General features: G+C 60.0%; 11 protein-coding genes and 9 pseudogenes. 16 read left to right on the top strand and 4 right to left on the bottom strand.

Annotated elements, in window-relative coordinates; genetic code table 11:
* The first annotated feature begins 188 nt into the window (after positions 1-188).
* The 13 genes and pseudogenes from NK8_RS35605 (at position 189) to NK8_RS35550 (ending at position 13155) form a co-directional block, all read left to right on the top strand.
* Entirely contained in the window at positions 189-1070 is an 882-nt protein-coding gene (locus tag NK8_RS35605; protein ID WP_213233351.1) for an ABC transporter substrate-binding protein, read from the top strand.
* A gap of 18 nt (positions 1071-1088) precedes the next feature.
* Positions 1089-2672 (top strand): amino acid ABC transporter permease/ATP-binding protein, encoded by a 1584-nt coding sequence (locus tag NK8_RS35600; RefSeq protein WP_213233350.1) that lies wholly within the window; start codon positions 1089-1091, stop codon positions 2670-2672.
* A gap of 39 nt (positions 2673-2711) precedes the next feature.
* Positions 2712-3962: an acetamidase/formamidase family protein gene (locus tag NK8_RS35595; protein ID WP_213233349.1), complete on the top strand. Its 1251-nt coding sequence runs from the start codon at positions 2712-2714 to the stop codon at positions 3960-3962.
* 491 nt (positions 3963-4453) lie between these two features.
* A pseudogene (locus tag NK8_RS43160) lies at positions 4454-4939 on the top strand (GTP-binding protein); the annotation flags it as partial.
* 91 nt (positions 4940-5030) lie between these two features.
* Complete coding sequence (locus tag NK8_RS43155; RefSeq protein WP_225936550.1) at positions 5031-5405, top strand: GTP-binding protein; 375 nt, start codon at positions 5031-5033, stop codon at positions 5403-5405.
* Positions 5406-5439: 34 nt separating this feature from the next.
* Positions 5440-5944, top strand: a pseudogene (locus NK8_RS35585) (DUF1097 domain-containing protein).
* Positions 5945-5972: 28 nt separating this feature from the next.
* Positions 5973-6716: pseudogene (gene nthB / locus NK8_RS35580) on the top strand (nitrile hydratase subunit beta).
* A gap of 31 nt (positions 6717-6747) precedes the next feature.
* A pseudogene (nthA, locus tag NK8_RS35575) lies at positions 6748-7384 on the top strand (nitrile hydratase subunit alpha).
* A gap of 10 nt (positions 7385-7394) precedes the next feature.
* On the top strand, positions 7395-7730 hold the full coding sequence (locus tag NK8_RS35570) for a nitrile hydratase accessory protein (protein WP_213233348.1): 336 nt from the start codon (positions 7395-7397) through the stop codon (positions 7728-7730).
* Between the two features lie 29 nt (positions 7731-7759).
* Positions 7760-7970, top strand: a pseudogene (locus tag NK8_RS35565) (CbtB domain-containing protein).
* Between the two features lie 13 nt (positions 7971-7983).
* A pseudogene (locus NK8_RS35560) lies at positions 7984-8685 on the top strand (CbtA family protein); the annotation flags it as partial.
* A complete protein-coding gene (locus NK8_RS35555) occupies positions 8686-9687 on the top strand; it encodes a GlxA family transcriptional regulator (RefSeq protein ID WP_367657841.1) in 1002 nt (333 codons plus the stop codon). It abuts the pseudogene before it with no gap.
* 267 nt (positions 9688-9954) lie between these two features.
* Positions 9955-13155 (top strand): EAL domain-containing protein, encoded by a 3201-nt coding sequence (locus NK8_RS35550; RefSeq protein ID WP_213233347.1) that lies wholly within the window; start codon positions 9955-9957, stop codon positions 13153-13155.
* An 80-nt stretch (positions 13156-13235) separates the two neighbouring features.
* On the opposite strand, the pseudogene NK8_RS43505 reads toward NK8_RS35550, so the two are convergent.
* Positions 13236-13804 (bottom strand): annotated as a pseudogene (locus tag NK8_RS43505) (MetQ/NlpA family ABC transporter substrate-binding protein).
* A gap of 335 nt (positions 13805-14139) precedes the next feature.
* Positions 14140-14537, bottom strand: a pseudogene (locus NK8_RS35540) (tyrosine-type recombinase/integrase); the annotation flags it as partial.
* Between the two features lie 385 nt (positions 14538-14922).
* Between NK8_RS35540 and NK8_RS35535 the strand changes: the two are divergent.
* The 3 genes and pseudogenes from NK8_RS35535 to NK8_RS35525 all read left to right on the top strand — a co-directional run bounded on the left by NK8_RS35535 (position 14923) and on the right by NK8_RS35525 (position 17701).
* Positions 14923-16121: pseudogene (locus NK8_RS35535) on the top strand (IS3 family transposase).
* 858 nt (positions 16122-16979) lie between these two features.
* Positions 16980-17402, top strand: coding sequence for a molybdopterin-binding protein (locus NK8_RS35530; protein WP_213233346.1), 423 nt, complete (start codon positions 16980-16982; stop codon positions 17400-17402).
* 119 nt (positions 17403-17521) lie between these two features.
* Positions 17522-17701, top strand: a complete 180-nt coding sequence (locus tag NK8_RS35525) for a hypothetical protein (protein ID WP_213233345.1) — start codon at positions 17522-17524, stop codon at positions 17699-17701.
* 559 nt (positions 17702-18260) lie between these two features.
* Here the strand turns inward: NK8_RS35525 and NK8_RS35520 are convergent.
* Positions 18261-18524, bottom strand: a complete 264-nt coding sequence (locus tag NK8_RS35520) for a PRC-barrel domain-containing protein (RefSeq protein ID WP_225936548.1) — start codon at positions 18522-18524, stop codon at positions 18261-18263.
* A 205-nt stretch (positions 18525-18729) separates the two neighbouring features.
* Positions 18730-21123, bottom strand: a complete 2394-nt coding sequence (lon, locus tag NK8_RS35515; RefSeq protein ID WP_213234015.1) for an endopeptidase La — start codon at positions 21121-21123, stop codon at positions 18730-18732.
* Between the last annotated feature and the right edge of the window lie 13 nt (positions 21124-21136).

The raw sequence follows: 21136 nt of genomic DNA, 5'->3' as shown, positions 1-21136 counted from the left end.
CATACATGCGCCATCGCGGCGCACGCCTGCACTTGCGCGCATCACGCGACGCGCTGCGTCATGCGTTCCTGGATGAACGTGCACGCCAATACCAGCAGTTGTGCGCAGCCAGTCAAGTTCGCGAGATTTCGGTCGCCTACGCTCTGGGCATCGCAAGTCAATCGTCATAAGCCGTCAGGAGCGTATCGATGCAAAGGAATCTCGTGGGCCGTTTATCTCGTGCAGGATTTGGCGCGCTGTGCGCGGTGTTGTTCTCCTTCGCGGGACAGGCGTACGCCGCCGCGCCCGCAGAATGCAGCGCGTTGCAGGCGAAGTATCCGCAGTTCAAGGGCAAGACACTCACCAATGCGATCAACCCACATACGCCGGGCTATGAAGCGCTCGACCCGAACGATCCGAGCAAGTACATCGGCTTCGATATCGATCTGGGCGAGTTGATCGCGCAATGCCTCGGTTTCACGCTGGCCTACAAGCCAGTGACCTTCGCCGCGCTGCTCACGACCTTGCAGAGCGGTCAGGCCGATATCGTTATCTCCGATATCTACGCGACCGAGGAGCGCGCCAAGGCCGCGGACTTCATCACGTACTCGAAGGTGTTCGACGGCGTACTCGTCGCCAAGGGCAATCCGAAGAAGATCACCGGCATCAACACGTCGATGTGCGGCACGACCGCCGCCGAAAACACGGGCTATGTGGAGGTGCCGCTGATTCAGGCGCTGGCGCCGCAATGCAAGGCGGCCAGCAAGCCCGAAGCCACCGTGCAGCTTTACGACAACAACGCTAACTGCATCCAGGCCATTCTCGCGGGCCGCGCGGATACGTACATCAACGACGTGAACACGGTCGACCAGGCGGTGAAGGCGTATCCGGACAAGCTGGAGAAAGCGACCGCCGTGACCTTGCCGTACTTCGTAGGCATCGGCGTGCCGAAGGACAAGCCCGATTTCCGCGATGCCGTGATGGCCGCGCTCGTCGCCATTCAGAAGAGCGGCGCGCAGTCCCAGCTGCTCACGAAGTGGAGCCTCGGCGTCGAGAATCTCGCTACGCCGCAACTCGTCGTTGCCAAGTAAGCGCGGAAGCATCGGCATATGGACCTATTCCTTCACTATCTCGGCCTGCCTTATCTGCTCGACGGCATCCGCTTCACGATCGCCGTCACCTTGCTCGGACTCGCGGGCGGGCTCGTGCTGGGACTCGTCCTTGCCGCCATGCAGCTGAGCCGAATCGGACCGCTCGCGGCCATCGCGCGCGGCTACACGGTCATTTTTCGAGGCACGCCGCTAATTCTGCAACTCGTGTTCGCCTACGACGCGTTGCCGCATATCGGCATCAAGCTGAGCGCCATCAGCGCGGCGGGCCTCGCGCTCGCTGCGAACGAAGCGCCGTTCATCGCGGAGATATTCCGCTCGGGCGTGCTCGGCGTGGATCGCGGACAGACGCTCGCGGGGCAGGCACTCGGCATGACGCCTTCCGTCCTGATGCGCCGAATCATCGCGCCGCAGGCCTTTCGCTCGATGGTTCCCGCGCTCGGCAACGAAACCGTCAGCGCGTTGAAGAACTCTTCGCTGGCTTCGGTTATCTCGGTGGGTGAGCTGACCTTGCGCAGCACGCAGCTTGCATCGTCGACGTTCGACTTCTTTTCGATCTTCTTTGCGTCGGGTCTCTTGTATTTGTGTCTGACGGGCGCGATCGCCGCTATTCAGCTGATGATCGAACGCGCGCTCGATCTGGACCGCGCCAGCGCGCGTGGCGGCTTCTGGGGACGACGCCGGAGCGCGCCTGTACCGACCAAGCCCGCAGGCCCGACCGATCTGCCACCTGTCTTCGTTCCGGCGCCCGTCACACCCAGCGACCGCGCACGCCGTTACGACGCGCTGTCTCGTAACAGTACCGCCGTGCAGATAAACGGCGTACACAAGCATTACGGCGAGCAGCCGGTGCTCAATGGCTTCGATCTCAACATCCGATCGGGCGAAGTCGTCGCGCTGCTCGGACCGAGCGGATCGGGTAAGAGCACGCTGCTTCGCTGCATCAATCATCTGGAACAGTGGGAACATGGCGAGATACGCGTGGGCGGACGTCGCCTCGGCTTTCGCGATGACGGGCGGCGCATGAATCCGCGCGAGCTTGCGAAGGAGCGCGCGAGTCTTGGCGTCGCCATGGTGTTCCAGCAGTTCAATCTTTTCGGCCATCTGACGGCGCGCGAGAACATTGCATTGCCGCTTGTCTGGGTGCATGGCGCGACGCTCGCCGATGCCAACAGACGCGCGGATGCCCTGCTCGAACGCGTGGGCCTCGCGCATCGCGCTGATGCGCTGCCGCGTCATCTGTCCGGCGGCCAGCAACAACGCGTGGCGATTGCGCGTGCGCTGGCGCCGAATCCACGCGTGCTACTGCTCGACGAGCCGACTTCCGCGCTCGATCCTGAACTCGTGGGCGAAGTGCTCGAAGTGATCCGCCGCCTCGCGCTCGACGATGGCCTGACGATGATCATTTCGACGCATCAGTTGCGCTTCGCCGATGAAGTGGCCGACCGCGTCGTGTTCCTGAGCGGCGGGACCGTCGTGGAGGACGGAGCCGCGCATCAGGTTTTGACGCGACCGAATCATCCGTTGACAGCGCGCTTTCTGAACGTGATGGGCGCGGGCAGCACGCTCGAAACCGTGCACTGAATCACATCGATAAAACACCCTCTTGCCAAGGACGATTCAATGAAGCATTACACGCTGCCCGTTTCATCATCCACGGTGCATTGGGGATACTTCAGCAAACGGGTAGAACCACGCCTCACGCTCAAGTCGGGCGACCGCGCCACCATCGAAACGCTGACGCATCACGCCAACGACGACCACGAGCGCATGATCGCGGGCGATCAGGGCGCGCAAAGCGTGTTCGAATGGACGCGCGAGCACAAGGCCGTTTCGCGGCGCGGCGCGGGTTCGACCGAAAGACCGTTCCGCTTGGGCGCTGGCGAAGGCGTGGGCGTGCATCTGCTGACCGGTCCGGTGGCAATCGAAGGTGCCGAACCTGGCGACGTGCTCGAAGTGCGCATCCTTGATGTCAGGCCGCGGCCCAGTTGCAGCGCGTGTCATGCAGGCAAGTGCTTTGGCTCGAACGTGGCCGCGTCGTGGGGCTTTCAATATCACGATCTGATCGAGGAACCGAGGCCGCGCGAAGTGGTGACAATCTTCGAACTCGATACTTCCGGCGAACCGTATGCGCGCGCGGTCTACAACTATGTGTGGACGCCGCAGACCGACCCGGATGGCATCGTGCATGCGACTATCGATTACCCCGGTGTGCAGGTGGATCACCGGCTCGTGACGAAGCGCGAAAACATCTTGCCGGATATCCGCGTGCCGGCGCGACTGCATTTCGGTACCATGGGCGTCGCGCCCGCCGAAGCGGACTATGTCAGTTCCATTCCGCCGAGCTACACGGGCGGCAACATCGATGACTGGCGCATCGGCCGGGGCGCGACCATGTATTACCCGGTGGCGGTCGAGGGCGCGCTCTTCTCCGTGGGCGACCCGCACGCCGCGCAGGGCGACAGCGAGCTAGGCGGCACGGCGATCGAAACATCCTTGACGGGGGACTTCGAATTCATCCTGCATAAGAAAGCGGACCTCGAGGGCACGCTGCTCGAAGGGCTCACGCATCCGCTGCTCGAGACGGATCAGCAATGGTCGGTGTATGGCTTCACGTTCCCCAACTATCTGGCCGAACTCGGGACTAACGCTCAGGTAGAAGTGGCACAGCATGCGAGCCTCGACAAAGCCATGCGCGATGCCTTTCGCAAGCTACGCCGCTTCCTGATGACGGTGCACGGTTTGAGCGAAGACGAAGCCATTGCGCTGATGTCGGTAGCTGCGGACTTCGGCGTGACGCAGGTGGTCGACGCGAACTGGGGCGTACATGGTTCGATCCGCAAGGATATGTTTGCGAACTACAAGAAGAGTTGATCTTCGTTAGGTTGAGATCGAACGGATAAAGCGTTCACCGGCGCGATTCAGGACCTCGATACCTCCCCTGTTAATCCGACGACTTGATTGGTCCGGTCAAATACGCATTGGCTGCCTTGGCAGTTGAACGCGCAGCCATCTGCGCGGCGTCACGTCGTTCGCGCGCATCGCTTGCATACCTGAGACGAGCGGCCGGTCCATCTATCCATAACATTCACGATACTCTCACGAAGAGACTGGCCGGTCGCGTCCGTTCGTATCGGCGGACGAGGAAGAGGGCATCGCCTGCACTTCGGCGATGCGCGTCGCGCACCAATCTGTTTCGTCGCCTTCCCTGCGCTTTTGTCCGTTTGTGTCATTTTGGAAGACAACGGACATGCGGTCAGGCACGCCGCGCCAAGTATCGCCCGATTGCGGCCAAGCGCGGGAAATCGGAACGGAAGCCGCTAAAGGGTAGGCGTTCCTAATCGACGCACGCGAAGGATGCCCTCATGCGACCCGCCAAACTGCCTGCCATCGTCATTACCGGTTTCCTTGGAGCCGGCAAGACGACACTCGTGAATCATCTGCTCGAATCCACGCGGCCAATGCAGATCGGAATCGTCGTGAACGAATTCGGCGAAGTCGGGATCGACGGCCAGTTGATCGTCGCCGATGAACGCGCCGTGATCGAGATCAACAACGGCTGCGTCTGCTGCACGGTCCGCACCGATCTCGTCGCCAGCGTGCGCGACATGTTGATGCGCTTCGGCGATCGCCTAGAGCGCCTCATCATCGAAACGTCGGGCCTCGCCGATCCCGCGCCGGTGCTACAGACCTTTCTCGCCGATCCCGACGTGCGCGAGCGCGTGGAGCTGGAATCGGTCGTCGCCGTGGTCGATGCGATGCACGCGCGGGCTCAGCTTCATGACGATATCGCGCGGGAGCAAGTGGTATTCGCGGACCGCATCGTCATCAACAAGACCGATCTCGTTTCGTCCGATGCCGTCGATGCGCTCGTCGCCGGGATTCGCCGGCTCAATCCGACTGCGCGCATCGAGTACGCGCAGCGTTCCAGGATCGACGCGCGTGCGCTTTTCGGTCAACAACCTGCTCGCCATCGAGCCGAATCTGCTCGACGAAGACAGCCACGACCACGAACACGACAACAGCATCGCATCGTGCGCGCTCGTGGTGTCCGGTGGTATCGATGCGACGCGTTTAAACCGCTGGATCAATCAGCTCGTGCAAACGCAAGGCGCACAACTTCTTCGCATGAAAGGCGTGCTCAACATGCACGACGAACCGCGACGCCTGCATTTTCATAGCGTGCATATGTTGCTCGACACCACGTTCGGCCGTGCGTGGATGCGCGACGAAACACGAGAGAGCCGTTTCGTGATGATTGGCCGCAACATCGAAGCCGCGCGAATGCGCGATGGACTTCTGAGTTGCATGAACTGAAGCCTTCATTGATTTGTTCTTCAAGGAGCTACGCATGAAAAAGCCAGAGGCATACACGGTGAGCATCGGCGTATTGGCGGTCGTCGATACATGGCTCACCGGCACGATCTTTCCGGTTCCCGTCTAGGTGACGTTCATCGCCTGGGCGTCGTTCTTCGTGCTCGGCGGCGGGCGCGCGGGCTTCGTCAAGAGCGTGGCGTTGAATCTCACGGGACTCGTCATCGCTTCGCTTACCTTGCTCTGCATTGCGACCACGAGCGGCGGCGCGGTCGCGGTGGCGGTGCTGGTTGGCATCGGGCAGCGCGGCGATGGTTCAGGCATCCAAGATCAAATTGCTCGACGTCTTGCCTGCGATCGTCTGGGGCTTCGCCTCGACGGTCGGCACGATGGTGGCCACAGGTAAGGCGATCATTACGGCGGGCATCGGCAATCCGGCGCTGGTCGCGGCCGCCGCGCTCGTTACCGGCGCAGTCTTCGGCTTCGTCTCGGAAGTCGTCGGTGAAGCACTGCAATTCAGACGCGAGCATCGGCTCGGATGAGACCGTTCCTATTCAAGCGGAGCAAAACGTGAAGCTACAACATCATCTTGGCGGCATCGAAAATCTGGGGCCGGTCAGCACTGAAAAGCGCGTATTCGTCCAGCCATGGGAAAAGCGCATCTTCGGCATTCATACGGTCATGATGGCGGAGAGTGCGCATCTGTCGGATGCGCCGCATCGCTATCCGGTCGATATGCTGCCCACCGCCTTCAAAAGCAATTGGACCTGGGCCTCGCTGCGCACCGGCGCCGAAGACATGCAGCCGTTCGAGTACTTTAAATATCGCTACTAGGAGAAATGGCTCGGCGGCATCACTCAGTTTTTCGTCGATCAGGGGTATGTGTCGGCGGAGGAACTCGCAGAGAAAACCGCCCACTACAGCGCGCACCCGGACGCGCCTTTACCCAATCGCCCCAATGCCGAACTCGCCGCGCAGCTCGACGCCTATCTGCAGAACGGTGACTCGGGCTATCACGCGCTCGACGGCTCGGCGCGCTTTCGAGCTGGCGATGCCGTGCGTATCACCGATCCCGAAGCGGTGGACCACACGCGCTTGCCGGGCTATCTGCGCAACAAGACCGGCGTGGTGGATCTCGTCTATCCCGGTGCGTTCTCCTATTTCGTCTCGACGGGCATGGACGGTATTGGCGCGCCGATGCCTGTGTATCGCGTTGCCTTCGACGCCGCGTCGATCTGGGGCCCCTGCAAAAGCGAGCCGAACACGACCATTTACGCCGACCTGTACGAAGCTTACGTGCACGCAGCCGACTGAATTCGAATACAAGCCAACCACGAGCGAACCCATGAGCCAACTTTTCGAATTTTCCGACGACCGCGAAGCATCGAGTGCCGCCAAAGTGCGTGCGCTGGAAGCCTTGCTGATCGAAAAATGCGTGATTGTCACCGACTCCGTCGATGTCGTGCTCAAACACTTCGAGACGATGGCCGGCCCGTTCAACGGCGCGAAGATCGTCGCGCGCGCATGGGTCGATCCGGAATACGCGAGGCGTCTCGTCGAGGACACGCCGAAGGCGATTGCCGAACTCTCGCTTCCGCTCGGCATGACGGGCGCGGAAGGCGAGCATATGGCCGCGGTCGCGAACGATGCGAACGTGCATAACCTGAACGTGCATAACTTGATCATCTGCTCGCTGTGTTCGTGTTATCCGTGGCCGGTACTCGGCTTGCCGCCGTATTGGTACAAGGACGCTGTATTTCGCGCGCGCGGCGTGCGCGAACCGCGCGCCGTCTAGCAGGAATTCGGTACGGGTGCACGCGACGAAGGAGGTGATGTTGTGGGACAGCAGCGCGCAGATTCGCTGGTTCGTCGTGCCCGAGCGCCCCGCAAACACAGAGCATTTGAGTGAGGAAGAACTCGCCGCGCTCGTTACGCCCGAGTCGATGATGGGCGTTGCACTCGTCGAAGCACCCGCAGCCTGAGGAGCGTGTCATGTTCACGCGTTTCGAAGAATACGCTGCCGCGTCGATGCTCGGCGCACCGGATTCGCCGCCGCGTCTCGACGGCAAGCTGCTGTTCGCCAATCGCTGGGAGCGCGATGTGTTCGGCCTCGCGCTCTCGCTATCGAAGGCGGTATGTTTCGAGTGGGAGGACTTTCGCCAGAGCCTGATCGCGTCCATCGCGAAGTGGGAAGCAATCGAATGCGCGAATCAGCCGCGCTGGGACTACTACGAACGTTTTCTCGAAGCGCTGCTGAAAGTGGTCGAGACGAGCGGTGTGCTGTCGCGCCGAGAGATCGAAGCTATCGTCGCGGCGCGCAGCCGCTAACATTTTTCTGACTCTTCCGGAGGTACTTCATGACTCAAGCTGGCCTGCATTCCACTGACACGTTCGAACCGATTCCGCTGCGCGAGCTGCTGCCGTGGATGATCTTTGGCGGATTGCTGATGCTGCTGGCGCTGTATTTTGTTGGAGCGGAGCGGGGTGCTACCGCAATCTTTCAAGGCACCGCCATACACGAGGTCCGTGCATGACGGACGCCATCTGTTGGGCTTCCCCTGCCATTGACGAGGAGACGACGATGGTCAGCAAACTGTTGATGCGCGGCATGCTCGTGGGCCTCATCGCGGGACTGCTGGCGTTCTGCTTCGCGCGGGTGGCCGGCGAGCCGCAGGTCGATCGCGCGATCGCTTTCGAGGCCCATGAAGCGCACGAGGACGCTCACGCCGCCGACGCGCCCGAGCCTGAAATCGTCAGTCGTGAAACGCAAGCGGGCGTGGGCTTGTTGACCGGAATACTCGCGTACGGCGCTGCATTCGGTGGCCTCTTTGCGTTGTGCTTTGCCTATGCGTGGGGACGCGCGGGAAGCATGGGCGCGCGGCCACTTGCGGCATGGCTTGCGCTCGCGGCTTTCGCGGCCTTGGTGGTGCTGCCGGCGCTGAAATATCCGGCGAATCCGCCTTCGGTGGGCGCCGCGGAAACCATCGGCGTTCGCACCGCGCTTTATTCTTACTGCATGGGGATTTCCGTCGCCATTACACTGCTGTCGATAGCTTTGCGCCAAGCTCTGCCGCGCAAATGGGGCGATGCCAACGCGACGCTCGCCGGTCTGCTGGCTTTCGCGATCATGACTGCTGCGATGCTCGCGCTGTCGCCGGCTATCGACGAAGTGCCCGCCGAGTTTCCCGCCACGTTGATGTGGCAGTTCCGGGTGGCGTCGATCGGCATGCAGGCGATTATCTGGACGGTCATCGGCGCGGCATTCGGTGCGGCGGCAGAACGCATGGCGCTGCCCGGTGCAGCGCGCGCGTCGGGGCATGCCCATGAGCAAGCCTGTTCTGAGAGGATCCGGATATCCGCGATGAGACGAATCAAGGTCGGAATGCTCGTCTTTCCTGGATTTCAACTGCTCGACATCGCCGGGCCGAAGGATGCGTTCGCCGAAGTCAAGGTGCTGAGCGCAGGCGAGTGCGAATACGAAATGATGATGGTCGGCACGACGCGCGGCACGGTCCAATCGTCGAGCGGCCTGACTACCGTGCCGGATCGTACGATCTTCGATCCCTGCCCGGAGTTCGACACCATCATCGTGCCGGGCGGGCTCGGCATCTTCGACGCCTTCGACGATCCAGCGCTGAGCAACTGGCTGCGCGCGCAGCATCGGCAGTGCCGCCGCGTGTCCGCTATCTGCAACGGGTTGTTCGCTCTCGGCTCGGCGGGGCTGCTCGACAACAAACTGGTGACGACTCACTGGATGGACGTGCCCCGGCTCGCCAGCATTTTTCCGAAGGCGCGCATCGAGCCGGATCATATCTTCGTTCGCGACGGCAGCATTTACACGACGGCCGGTGTCACGGCGGGCATCGACATGTCGCTCGCGATGATCGAAGACGACTTCGGTCGGCAAATGGCGCTCGATGTCGCCAAGTATCTGATCGTCTATCTGCGGCGCTCGGGCGGGCAGTCCCAGTTCAGTCCGCTGCTGGAAACGCAGGCTTCGCCTGGTTCGCAGACTATCGAGGTCCAGCAATTCATGCTGGATAATCTGCATGTGGATCATACGGTAGCGTCGCTCGCGGAACGCGTGCATATGAGTGCGCGCAATCTCTCTCGTATCTTCGCAAAGGATTGCGGCATCACGCCGATGACTTATGTCGCCAATGCGCGCATCGATGCCGCGCGGCGCTACCTAGAAGCCACGGACTTGCCGCTGAGAGTCGTCGCACACCGATGCGGCTTCTGCAGATTAATCCGGTCGATTATCGCAACCGGTTCAGATCGATGAAAAAGCACGAGTCGCTTGGTGCGGTTTGATGTATCTCGCCATGCCGAGATGGCGCGCTGAGATTGACTTTTCTGGCACTAAACGCGTGCATGGCAATGCACTTCTTCGGGGCTAATCGGCGCACTAAAACTTTAATTAAAGGTTAATTTTGGCGAGCCGTAAGAGGCGTAATAGATAGGTGGGCGAACACGATCGCTGGCTGCCATTCGCTGCCTTGTGAGCGCCCGCCTGCATGACTTTTCTCGCACGTTTCCAAACGTCTCGCCCATGAAACGGAATCCTTTCTTCAAGCTGCTCGCGCATTTACGCGTGGGGCACAAGTTGCTGCTCATCTACCTGCTTGATCTCAGCGCGGTGATCTACATCAGCGGGATTCTGATTCACGAAAAGTATCTGGCGATTGACTTTTCAAACAAGGAGATTGTCGGCAGCGCGTATGTTCACGAGGTGGAACATAGCATCACGTCCATCGCAATGGCGGGCGCGGGCAAATTGCCGACGGTGGCGCAACTCGATGCAGAGGTCGACAGGCTCGTTCGTGCCGAGCAGCAATACGGCGCGCAGATGGGAAGCGCAGAGCCCAGCAACGCGCTGCGGACCGCTCTCCAGACGATGGCGCACGAGCGTGAACTCAGGATCGCGTCGACGGACCAGGCGCTGACCGCCTCCCGCGATCTGATAACGCGCATCGGTAATCAGTCGAACCTGATTCTCGACCCGGATCTCGACAGCTACTACGCGATGTCGCTCTCGATCTTGCGCTATCCCGCACTGCTGACCGCGGTGAACAGCATCGGCCGCCATCTGCACGACGGTGTTCACGCGCGCTCGCGAGAGGAAGTGCGTTCGCGCTATCTGGTCCTCGAAGGGCAACTCGACGGCGTCATGCAGGGTTTGCGGTCGGACTACGCCGAGGCGGGGGCGGCCAATCGTCAATTCGAGCGCACGCTCACCCCGTCGTTCGATCGTATGCGCACTGCCGTCGAGGCATTCAGGCATGCGGCGCGGGTAGTGGTGGACGACAACGTGGCGCCGGATTCAGCGGTGCTGATGATCGTCGACAGCGCGCAGCAAGCGCTCGTTCAAAGCGTAGACGACCTCTGGCGCGATACCGGCGAGCAGCTCGACGGCCTGCTGCACGCGCGCGTGCAAGCCCTGTTCTCGCGCATGTGGCTGCATTTGGGCACGGCGCTTTTCCTGCTGTGCGCCATCCTGACACTAGTTTATTGCGTCGCGCAGCAGATTTCGTCGCCGCTACGCAAACTCGCGCGCGTAATGGATGTGGTGCGCCGTACCGGCGATCACACGAAGCGCGCCGACTGGGACAGTCAGGACGAGATCGGCCAGCTCGTGCGTGGCTTCAACGAAATGCTTGCGCAGCTGGACCGCGAACGCGTCGTGCAGAAGGAATTGGCGGCGACCGCCCGCGCGTCAGCCGCGCAATCAGCGCTCGTGGAAGCTACGCCCGTGCCGATGGTCGTCACCGCTATTCCCGGTCACGAGGTATTGCACGCCAATGCTCCAGGACTCTTCTGGCTCAATGGAAGCAGCACCGACCCGTGGGCTCAGGGCCTCGACTCTGCCACTCGCGCGCGCTTCTTTCAGCAACTTTCCGACCGCGAAGCCATCGACGAATTCGAAGTTCACTGGAAAGCCACCTCTCAGCCGAGCTGGGCGATGCTGTCTGCGCGCCGTCTCGACTTCCAGGGACGTGACGCCATTCTCACCGCCTTTACGCCGATCAATCAGATCAAGCTCATGGAGCAGCGGCTGGAACTGTGGGGCAAGGTGTTCGAGGCATCGTCCGAGGCGATCGTCATCCTGAACGCCGAGGCGCGTCTGCTCACCGCGAACCCCTCGTTCTTTCGCGCAACTGGCTACAGGATGGACGACGTGGCGGGCAAGCCGCCGGCCTTCATCGACACGGCAACGCAGGACGACGAAAACGGCCCGCTGGGTAACCTTCTGCAACGCGTCGGGCGCAGCAGTACGTGGCACGGGGAGGCGCAAATAAGCCGCCGCGAGGGCGGTGACTATCCGGCGTGGCTCATGATCAGCGCAGTACACGACAAGCGGGGCACCGTATCGCATTACATCTGCACGCTTATCGACATCACGGACCGCAAGAAGAGCGAAGCGCGCATTCAGTTTCTCGCGCAGCACGACGTGCTCACCGAACTGCCCAACCGTGCACTCTTTGCCGCGAAACTCGGGGTCGCCATTGCAGCAGCGCAGCGAACGCGGCAGCGCGTCGCGGTGCTGTTCATCGATCTCGACCGTTTCAAGAACATCAACGATTCGCTCGGACATCACATCGGTGACGGCTTGTTGCGGTCCGTGTCGCGACGCCTGCTCAATGCGGTCGACACCCACGACACCGTGAGCCGCCTGGGCGGGGACGAGTTCACGGTACTGCTCAACGGAGTCGGTCACGCGAGCGAAGTGGCGCGCAGCATCGCGCAGCGGCTGCTCCCGCTGCTTCGCGAAGCGCATGAAGTGAGCGGGTTGACACTGCAGGTTGCGAGCAGCATCGGCGTCGCACTCTACCCGGATGATGGCGAAGACATCGATACGTTGATGCAGAACGCCGACGCCGCGATGTATCAGGCCAAGTCTGCCGGACGAAATCAGGTCAAGTTTTTCGCGGCCGACATGGCCGAACAGGCGCGTCATCGGCTCACGCTGGAAACGGGTTTGCGCACGGCTATTGAACTCAGCGAGTTGCGGCTCGAGTGGCAGCCGTGCCTCGAAGCGCGATCCGGTGCGCTCGTGAGCGTCGAAGGACTGCTGCGCTGGAAGAGCGCGGTACTGGGTGAAATCGGTCCGGCGGTGTTTATCCCGGTGGCGGAGGACACGCGCCTCATCGTTTCCATTGGCGCGTGGGTGATCGAGGAAGCGTGCCGACAGCTTGCCGCCTGGCGCGACGAAGAGGGCCTCGAAATACGCGCGTCCGTCAACATTTCAGCGATCCAACTACGCGAGCACGAGCTCGTTGCGGCGCTCGGCAAGAGTCTGCTCGCGCATGGCGTGCCGCCGCATTGCTTGGAACTCGAAATCACCGAGACGGTTCTCATGGATGGCGCTGAACACTACGCGCAAGCCATTCACGCCATTCGCGGGCTAGGCGTCAAGCTCTCGCTCGACGACTTTGGCACCGGCTACTCGAGTCTCAGCTATCTGAACCGGTTCCCGCTCGACCGTCTGAAGATCGACCGCGCGTTCGTGCGAGACATGCTCGACGCGTCCGCTGATCTTGCCATCGTCAAGGCGATCGTCGATCTTGGGCATGAGCTTGGTTTGCGCGTGGTGGCCGAAGGTGTGGAAACCGGCCATCAAGCGCAGGTATTGCGCAAGATCGGCTGCGATGAGTTGCAGGGCTTCCTGTTCGCACCGGCGATCCCAGCCGAAGAACTAGTGCTGTGGAACAGGGCGCGGCAAGACGAGGCGCTCGATGCTTCGCCGGCTTGAGGCGATCCCATCCGCCACATGCGAGTCCTGACTAGCCATTCACCAAGGCCGGCGTACGGAATCCTGGTAGTGCGTGAGGATTAAGTGCGCGACGTCGTCGGAATGATAGACGCGAATAAGTGGCCCGCCCAGGCGGCCGCTGCGTCGCGCGTGCGCACGGTGAGGACATGCTGGTAAGGTGAGCGCGCATCCTCGATGCCGATGCTGTCGCGGCCCGGCTTCAGCTTGTTGCGCGCACCATCGTCGGCGTTCATCGCGACGAAGCTCGCCGTGTCGAGCGCTTCGTAGAGCTTCGCGTGGTCCACCCGGAGGGTCTCCAGACCGAAGCGATTGCCGGTGATAACCGCAAGCGTCGGATGAAGGCCCGCACCGTCCTGCAGGGTGGTGAGCGCATACTTCTGCAGGAGGATCAACGCGCGCGCGGCAAGTAGGCGATCGATGCGAGCTTGCGCGAGTAGAACGCCATCGGCAATGTCACGGCCGCGGCGACGCTTTCGATCGCGTAGCCGTTGCGCGCGCCGCGGGCGACGAGGCTCGCTTCGTCCTCGAACTTGGCGGCATCGATCGTGCCGTTCGCGAGCGCAGCGTCGATGCGGTCGGTATCGTCGAAATTCACGCCGGCGAGCGGCAAGCCCAGCCTCGCGGCCACTTCACGCACAGGCGGGACGATCGTCGCTTCGTCGTTGAGGTGAGAGACAAGCGAAGTCTCGCCTGTCACACGATGCAACTAACCGTCTATGTTTGCTTCCGCCTTCGAACTGAAAAAACGCCCTCAGTCAGGCGGGAGGAAAAAGAAAAGTTTCAGGCACCTGCGTGGCACGACGCACGTTACGCTCTCTCCGCGCCAATCGATCACGAAGCTGAGCGTCTGTTTGTCGGTAGAGGTCTGAGGTTCGGGCACAGGGACTTTTATGAGCAAAGTTGCGGTTGGCGGACAGAATCGGCAGCAGGCGGGACGCGTTAAGCGGACCTCGCTGAGCATCATCAGTCTACCCGGTGCTTTTCTTCGGTTTCCTTATGCCGTCGATCGCCGTCGACATGCAGGTAGATGCTGGTCGTCGTCAGCGAGGCATGTCCGAGGTTGTCGCGCGCGTGTGCAGATCCGCTTTGTGGTCGGCCATGTGCGAGCCGGCGCTATGACTGAGCCAATGCGCGGGATCCTTCTCGAGCAGATCGGCTCGCGTGCTCGCCGGATCGTCGAGCTCGCGTAAGCGCGCCGCAGCGCCCGCAAACACATCCTTTACGATGGCGTGCAGCCCCGCGCGCGTGAGCGGCGCGGCGGTCTTAGTGCGTTCTTTCGACGCCGTGGCGCCAATCGCCAAAACGAGTGGTGTGTCTTCGTTGGGCGACGGCAGGGCGCTCAAGCCGAGGTGCTGGCGATAGTGTCCCAACAGCACTTAGCGTTACTACATATTTGACATAGGTAAAATTGCAATTCGGACCATATCCAGGGTAAGGGGCTACGTGAAGTCGGGGAGCTAAAAGATGGTCTGCGAAAGCAACTGTTCGCGGCTGGAGGCTCTGCACCATCGTTCAAACTCGGACGAATGGCGAACAACGTAGTGCAGCAGCCTGATGAGAGCTAGTTGCTGACCGTCGGAAACATGCCTTGGGTCGGTCCGTCAAGTGATTTGAGGTAGGCACCCGAAGGGTAGACTCCCCGCGGTTCGGGCAAAGCAAGTTGTGCGCGACAACCGATCCGTTAAGAGAGTGGTAGTTATCTTCATAGCCGCGTTTTCTAACGTTCCTAACAGCAAGCAGGAAGTGATGGAAGTGTTGACTGGACCGGAGCGCCGGCGGCGGTGGTCTGCGGAAGAAAAGGCGGCGATGATCGGGGGAGTCTGGAGCCTGGCAAAGCCGTGTCTATGGTAGCTCGCCAGCACGGCGTCAATCCAAATCGGCAGGTCCATTAGAGAAGCTGTATCAGGACGGGAGCCTGTCGGAGGTGCCCGCCGGTTAGGAGATCGTCCCTGCTTCGGAATTAGCAGACGCGCTCAAGCAGATTAGGGAGTTGCAACGGCTGCTCGGCAAGAAGACCGTAGAAGTTGAAATATTGAAAGAAGCAGTTGAGTACGGTCGAGCAAAAAAATGGAGTGCCCGCTCGCGATCATTGCCGGCGGACGACCAGTGAAGCAGGTCTGTGATGTTCTCGGCGTTGCGCGCTCGAACGTGTCGGTCAGGCGTTCGTGCCCTGTCGGCTGGCAAGACGGTCGCTGCGTCGGGCGGACAGACGATGCGGAGCTGGTGGCAGAACTCCGCGAGGCCGTCGTCGATTTGCCGAGTTATGGCTTTCGCCGGGTCTGGGGCGTCATTCGCAACAACCAGGAGATGCACGGTGAACATCAAGCGCAATTACCGAGCCATGCGCGTTCACGGCCTGTTGCTGCAGCGGCGGCCAAAGCGTCCCTCCATCACCCGGCGACACGACGGACGTGTTGCAGTGACCAGAAGCAATCAACGCTGGGTGCTCCGATGGCTTCCAGTTCCGGTGTGAGAACGGCGAGCCATTGCGCGTTACGTTTGCACTGGATTGTTGTGAACGTGAGGCCATGCGCTGGGTCGCAACCACAGGTGGCTACACCGGCAACGATGTTCGTGACGTGATGCTTGCAGCCGTCGAGCATCGGTTTGGCAACGTCGACGCCGTACCGTTTTCGATCGAATGGCTAAGCGATAACGGCTCGGGATATATTGCGCACGAGACACGCGCGGTTGCGAGCGGTCTCGGACTTACGCCGCTCAAGACGCTGGTTTGCAGTCCGAAAAGCAATGGCATGGCCGAGTGCTTCGTGAAGACCATGAAGCGCGACTACGTTGCCTTCATGCCCAAGCCTGGCGCCTCGACGGCAGTGCGCAACCTGGCGGTGGCATTTGAGCCTTACAACCGAAAAGCACCCGCACAGCGCCTTGAATACCGTTCACCTCGCGGATTCAGGCGCAGGACGGATTCATCAACTCAGGTGTGAGACGGTGCTCGGAAGTACGGGGGCAGATCCATTCAGGCGCGCTCCCGCGTCATCAACCTAACGGTGTCTGCGTGTCTTGAGTCACGGGGCAGCTACGCCGCGGGGATCCTCCTTGCGTTATGCAACTTCAATCGCTATCAGTATTGAGCCAGACTCGAGAACAATTCGACTACCAGTGTCCGATCGGTCGTCACAAGTCCGTGTGCATCGGCATGCGACGAAAATTGCCATAGGTTGTTACACCTCCGATTAACGTGCGGAGATAGGGGGCCGTTCCAGCACAGAAGCAAGGCTTGCTCGCCTCTGACGGCGTGAAGCCCGGCAATGCGATCGTTGTGCCCCCCAGCTTCTCCTGGAGCTCTTCTTAGAGTAAGAGTCCCGCCGTGAGAGACCACCATCTCTACTAGCCCTTCGACAAGTGAGACATCCGGATTCACAATTGGAACAAGCATGATATCAACGGATTCGAAGAGTGTGAACATTCCCTCTAAAACTCCGTCAGCACACGAACTCGTGGTCATTGCATTGCTTTCTTAAGAAAGGAAAGTCGGAAAATTGCAATTGGTTGCTCGTCGGGAATTCACGCTTAGTATGCACAGTCATATCGATGACGAGGCCATATTCTCTCCAAATTTTGCGCCAAAAGCACACTCAAAGTCGATAGAGCCGACAAATATTCCGATAGAAACTATCGGCTTTTTAGGTCCTTCTCCGCGACGTGCGGCTGCGTCTTGGGTTCAGACCAATACTCCTAAAAAAGGAAGATTTTCCTTAGATTTCGCTGTACCTTAAGTTGACCATGATCTGCTTTCCTATACGTGCAGCGCCTTCCTTCGTTTCCTTCGTCAAGAGGTTTCCATGAAAACCAGCGCACGCAACCATTTCACCGGTCGCATCGTTCGGCTTGACAGCGCTCCCGTAGGCGACAACGTTACGCTGCGGACCGCAGATGGAATGGACGTTCATGCGCTGCTGACAAGCGGCACTGCTGTTTCGCTCGGGCTTTCGTTGAATTCGGAGGCCTTCGCTCTGGTTAGAGCAACTTCAGTCATCCTTCTGGTCGGTTTCGACAATAGCAAAGTATCTGCGCGTAACTGCTTTACGGGAAGAATTGGTTTCATTGAGAAGGGACTGGTTAATGCTGAAGTTGCAGTTGCTGCCCATGGAGGGAGGGTCGTCGCTTTCGTCACCAATGACAGTGTCGGTCGATTAGGTCTTACGGTCGGACGCATGGCGACCGCAATCTTCAAGGCTACCAGCGTGATAATCGGCGTGGATTAGCAAAGACTTTGCGCGTCGAATTTGACTTTTGCACAGTTGACTGGATATACCGCCGGTGCAACAAAACGATCGTGGGCCAGCGGCTGAATCTTGTCGGCCCGACAACCCAGAGGTACAAAATGAACGAAACAACCGTAGAAAACATAGTTGAATTACAAATAAAATTGGCCCAAGCCTATGCATTGGCGAGGAAGGCGTACGACTCAGCAAAAAGTCCGGACGATTTGAAATCGGCGGCTCGAAATCAGCAGGAAGCGTACGGCGTCTTCAAAAAATCATTACCGTCCGCGATTCTCTAACCGAGTCACGATCCGAATCGTGCGTTGAGTATACGACAAGGCCTTCAAGTGGCGGGGCGGGCCTGTTCGGCCCAAAACCGCAGCTTCGCTCAAGCAATTAATAACGTTGCGGGGCGGCGACGCAAAAGCCGCCGCTCTCTTCGTTCCGAGTCAATTCAACCGCTGGCGCATTTTGGTACTACAACTCGTCCGACGTGGCGAGCAGTAACGTAGAACGCATGTCTTTGTGCGACTTGACGTGGCCAACCGATGCGACCAGTCGCGCGCAGCTTGCGCATTTTAAATGGCGAGATGCCCGATGAGCCTCGGCATTTCTGCGCACTATCCTGTCTGAAGAACCTCTGGTGGTTCCAGACCAAACGAAAGCGTTTTGTTCTGTGATCGGCCCTAACACACCCCGAGTCGAGCTTAGTTGGATACCGGCGGACAAGGGACCCAAGCGCCGCGTGGGAGCGGCATACGCGCAGGGGTCTCAGCACGTCATCAGAGTCCTCAGTGGCCCTGGTATTGCGATTTCGGGGTTGCTTTCACTTTCGCGTATTGGAACTCAGGGAGTGCCTTAATTGCATCTTTGGTGGCTCTGGGAAGCACGGGTACCGTTCTTGAAGTCGAGCTGTTCCATCGGAACCGCCGCATCATGATGTGATACGCCAAGGAACTGATTCGCTGCGATGATGGCAAAGGAGACAGCGTTGTCGGGAGCTAAAATAACGTCGTGCACCACGCCCACACGTGCACCGCGATCATTGACCACTGGCTCGTTCAGGATGGCCTCTCTCACGCTCCAACCATTCAGATAAACTGAGTTGGCTCCGTGAGCCATTTGATTCTTAATCTCGGTCTAAAGCAACCTCATCCTAGGCACAACGGCTGTTCTTGAACACACGTCATCTACTAATGTTGAGTATCGGAGGCTCAAAATAGACGCGTCAGGGAAATCGAAGTGTATGCACTTGGTTCCCTTCTGAAGGGGGGCGGAGGTATTCGTCAAAAGGTCTGCCCCGGCGGCGTGGGCGGGGCAGGTTCATTCACGCGGCCAATGAATTAGTGTCGACAATCTCACGTAGAGCATCATCGACTGTGTTTAACGGGACGAATCGAATCTGATTGCGAGCGTCGGTGGGAATGTCTTCGAGGTCGATCATGTTACGCGAGGGAAGTAGTACAGTGTGGATGCCTCCACGCAAGGCGGCTAGCACCTTCTCCTTGATGCCACCCACGGGCAGGACAATGCCACGAAGACTGATTTCGCCCGTTACTGCGCAATCGCTGCGCACGGGCATCCTCATGAACAGCGATGCGATTGCAATGAACATGGCGACTCCAGCGCTGGGTCCATCCTTGGGCACCGCGCCGGCTGGCACGTGGATGTGAACGTCATGCTTTTCGAAGCTGGAGTTGTCAATCTGAAGCATGTCGGAGCGCGATTTGACGAGCGTCAGCGCTGCTTGAGCACTTTCCTTCATCACCTCGCCCAATTGGCCTGTGAGTAGCAACCTGCCGTTTCCGGGTGTTCTGCTCGCTTCAATGAAGAGCAGGTCACCACCCACTGGCGTCCATGCCAGCCCGGTGACGACGCCCGGCATGTTGATGCGCATGGCCACTTCACTTTCGAAGCGCCGGTGCCCGAGGATCGTCGCAAGGTCATCGGGTTCGATTCGTTCGCGTGTTGCCTCGTCCTCCGCGACGCGCAAGGCTACGTACCTAAAGACGGCGCCAATCTGCCGTTCCAGGCTGCGAACGCCGGCCTCGCGCGTGTATTCGCGAACGATCGAGCGAATGGTATCGTCACCAAGCTGGCACTGAGCCTCGGTGAGTCCACATGCCTTCAGTTGTCGAGGAACGAGAAAGCGGCGCGCGATCTGAAACTTCTCGGCTTCCGTGTACCCCGGAAGATCTAGCATCTCCATGCGGTCTCGCAACGGACCGGCAATGCCTTCCGCCTGATTGGCGGTAGCGATGAACACAACTGCGGAAAGGTCGAAGGGAACGCCCAGGTAGTTGTCGCGGAAGGAGCGATTTTGCTCCGGATCCAGTACTTCGAGCATCGCAGCCGACGGATCGCCGTGTACGCCGCGCCCCAGCTTGTCCAGCTCATCTAGCAGCATCACGCAGTTGCGCGCTCCAGCTTTTCGGACCGCCTGGATGATGTTTCCGGGCATCGCGCCGATATAGGTACGCCGATGGCCGCGAATCTCCGACTCGTCATGCACGCCGCCCAGGCTTACGCGGATAAACGGCCGCTGCAACGCGCGGGCGATGCTCTGCCCCAACGATGTTTTTCCGACGCCGGGCGGTCCCAAAAAGCAGAGAATTGGGGCATTTCCTTCCGGATTGAGTTTCCTTACACCCAGATACTCTAGAATCCGCCTCTTCACCTTTTCAAGTCCGAAGTGGGCTTCTTCCAGCACAACTCGAGCATGTGCGATGTCGATGGGGGACGCCGGCGGAAGGTCCCATGGCAGTTCCGTCAATAGCTCCAGATAGCTCATGCCAATAGCGTATTCAGAGGAACCCTCCGGTGCGCGTTCGAGCCGATCGAGCTCCTTGCGGGCATGCTTGTCGACATCCGTCGGCATGTGGGCGACAGTAACGGCTTGCGCCAGTTGCTTGAGCTCCTCCTGCCTTCCAACGTTATCGCCAAGTTGAGTCTGGATCGTCTTGAGTTGCTCGCGCAGCATCACTTCGCGCTGTTTCTCGTCGAGCCTCCCACGCGTCTGCTCGCCAATCTCGAGCGACAGGCGAAGGACCTCGATTCTCGCCGCAATGGCGTCCAGAACGTTATCGAGGCGCTTGCGGATGTCGATCGTCTCCAAGATGTCCTGCTTGCGCTCGGGCGGAATATCGAGCAGGCCTGCCACCGTGTCCGCCAAGAGACCCGGAGCCTCAATCGCGTCGAGCGCCTTCACTAGGTCCGCGCCCGCATTCGGCAACAGCGCAATCATTTCTCCTGCGCGCTGCCGCAGGACGAGCACCCGTGCGTCGATTGCGGCATCGGTTTGCGATGCATCGGCAATGAATTCCACATGGGCTGCGCGAAAATCCAAGCCATCGAGCGGAGCGATGAGCTTGAATCGACTCACTCCTTGGCAAACAAGGTGGTGGTTGCCATCTTGCGAGTTCGTCAGGTAGCGCAGCAGATGGGCCACGGTCCCAATCGTGTGCAATCCATCGAAAGGTGGCTCCATCACTTGCGGATCGCGTTGTAGAACAATGCCCAGCGGCGATTGGCGCCTAACGGCAGCTTGTACGTCCTGTCTAAGCTGCGCGGTCTCGGCCATCAGCGGCAGGACCATGCCAGGAAAGAGCACTGTGTGACGCACCGGCAGCAGGATCAGGCTATCTTTGGGCAATGCCGACGGATGAGAAGTCTCGCCACTCTCGGTCGCCTTCTCTGGGCTCTTGCTGCTGTCCGTATTCATCATCGCTCCTCGA

This window comes from Caballeronia sp. NK8, from assembly GCF_018408855.1.
Classification (GTDB): domain Bacteria; phylum Pseudomonadota; class Gammaproteobacteria; order Burkholderiales; family Burkholderiaceae; genus Caballeronia.
Note: the sequence above shows the minus strand (reverse complement) of the source record. Positions and strands in the feature narration are given on the sequence as shown.

Excerpts from the sequence above, each read along its gene's own strand:
- NK8_RS35605 (WP_213233351.1), top strand. The coding sequence starts at position 189 with ATGCAAAGGAATCTCGTGGGCCGTTTATCTCGTGCAGGATTTGGCGCG.
- NK8_RS35600 (WP_213233350.1), top strand. The coding sequence starts at position 1,089 with ATGGACCTATTCCTTCACTATCTCGGCCTGCCTTATCTGCTCGACGGC.
- NK8_RS35595 (WP_213233349.1), top strand. The coding sequence starts at position 2,712 with ATGAAGCATTACACGCTGCCCGTTTCATCATCCACGGTGCATTGGGGA.
- NK8_RS35570 (WP_213233348.1), top strand. The coding sequence starts at position 7,395 with ATGTTCACGCGTTTCGAAGAATACGCTGCCGCGTCGATGCTCGGCGCA.
- NK8_RS35555 (WP_367657841.1), top strand. The coding sequence starts at position 8,686 with ATGGCGCTGCCCGGTGCAGCGCGCGCGTCGGGGCATGCCCATGAGCAA.
- NK8_RS35550 (WP_213233347.1), top strand. The coding sequence starts at position 9,955 with ATGAAACGGAATCCTTTCTTCAAGCTGCTCGCGCATTTACGCGTGGGG.
- NK8_RS35530 (WP_213233346.1), top strand. The coding sequence starts at position 16,980 with ATGAAAACCAGCGCACGCAACCATTTCACCGGTCGCATCGTTCGGCTT.
- NK8_RS35525 (WP_213233345.1), top strand. The coding sequence starts at position 17,522 with ATGAACGAAACAACCGTAGAAAACATAGTTGAATTACAAATAAAATTG.
- NK8_RS35520 (WP_225936548.1), bottom strand. The coding sequence starts at position 18,524 with ATGGCTCACGGAGCCAACTCAGTTTATCTGAATGGTTGGAGCGTGAGA.
- lon (WP_213234015.1), bottom strand. The coding sequence starts at position 21,123 with ATGAATACGGACAGCAGCAAGAGCCCAGAGAAGGCGACCGAGAGTGGC.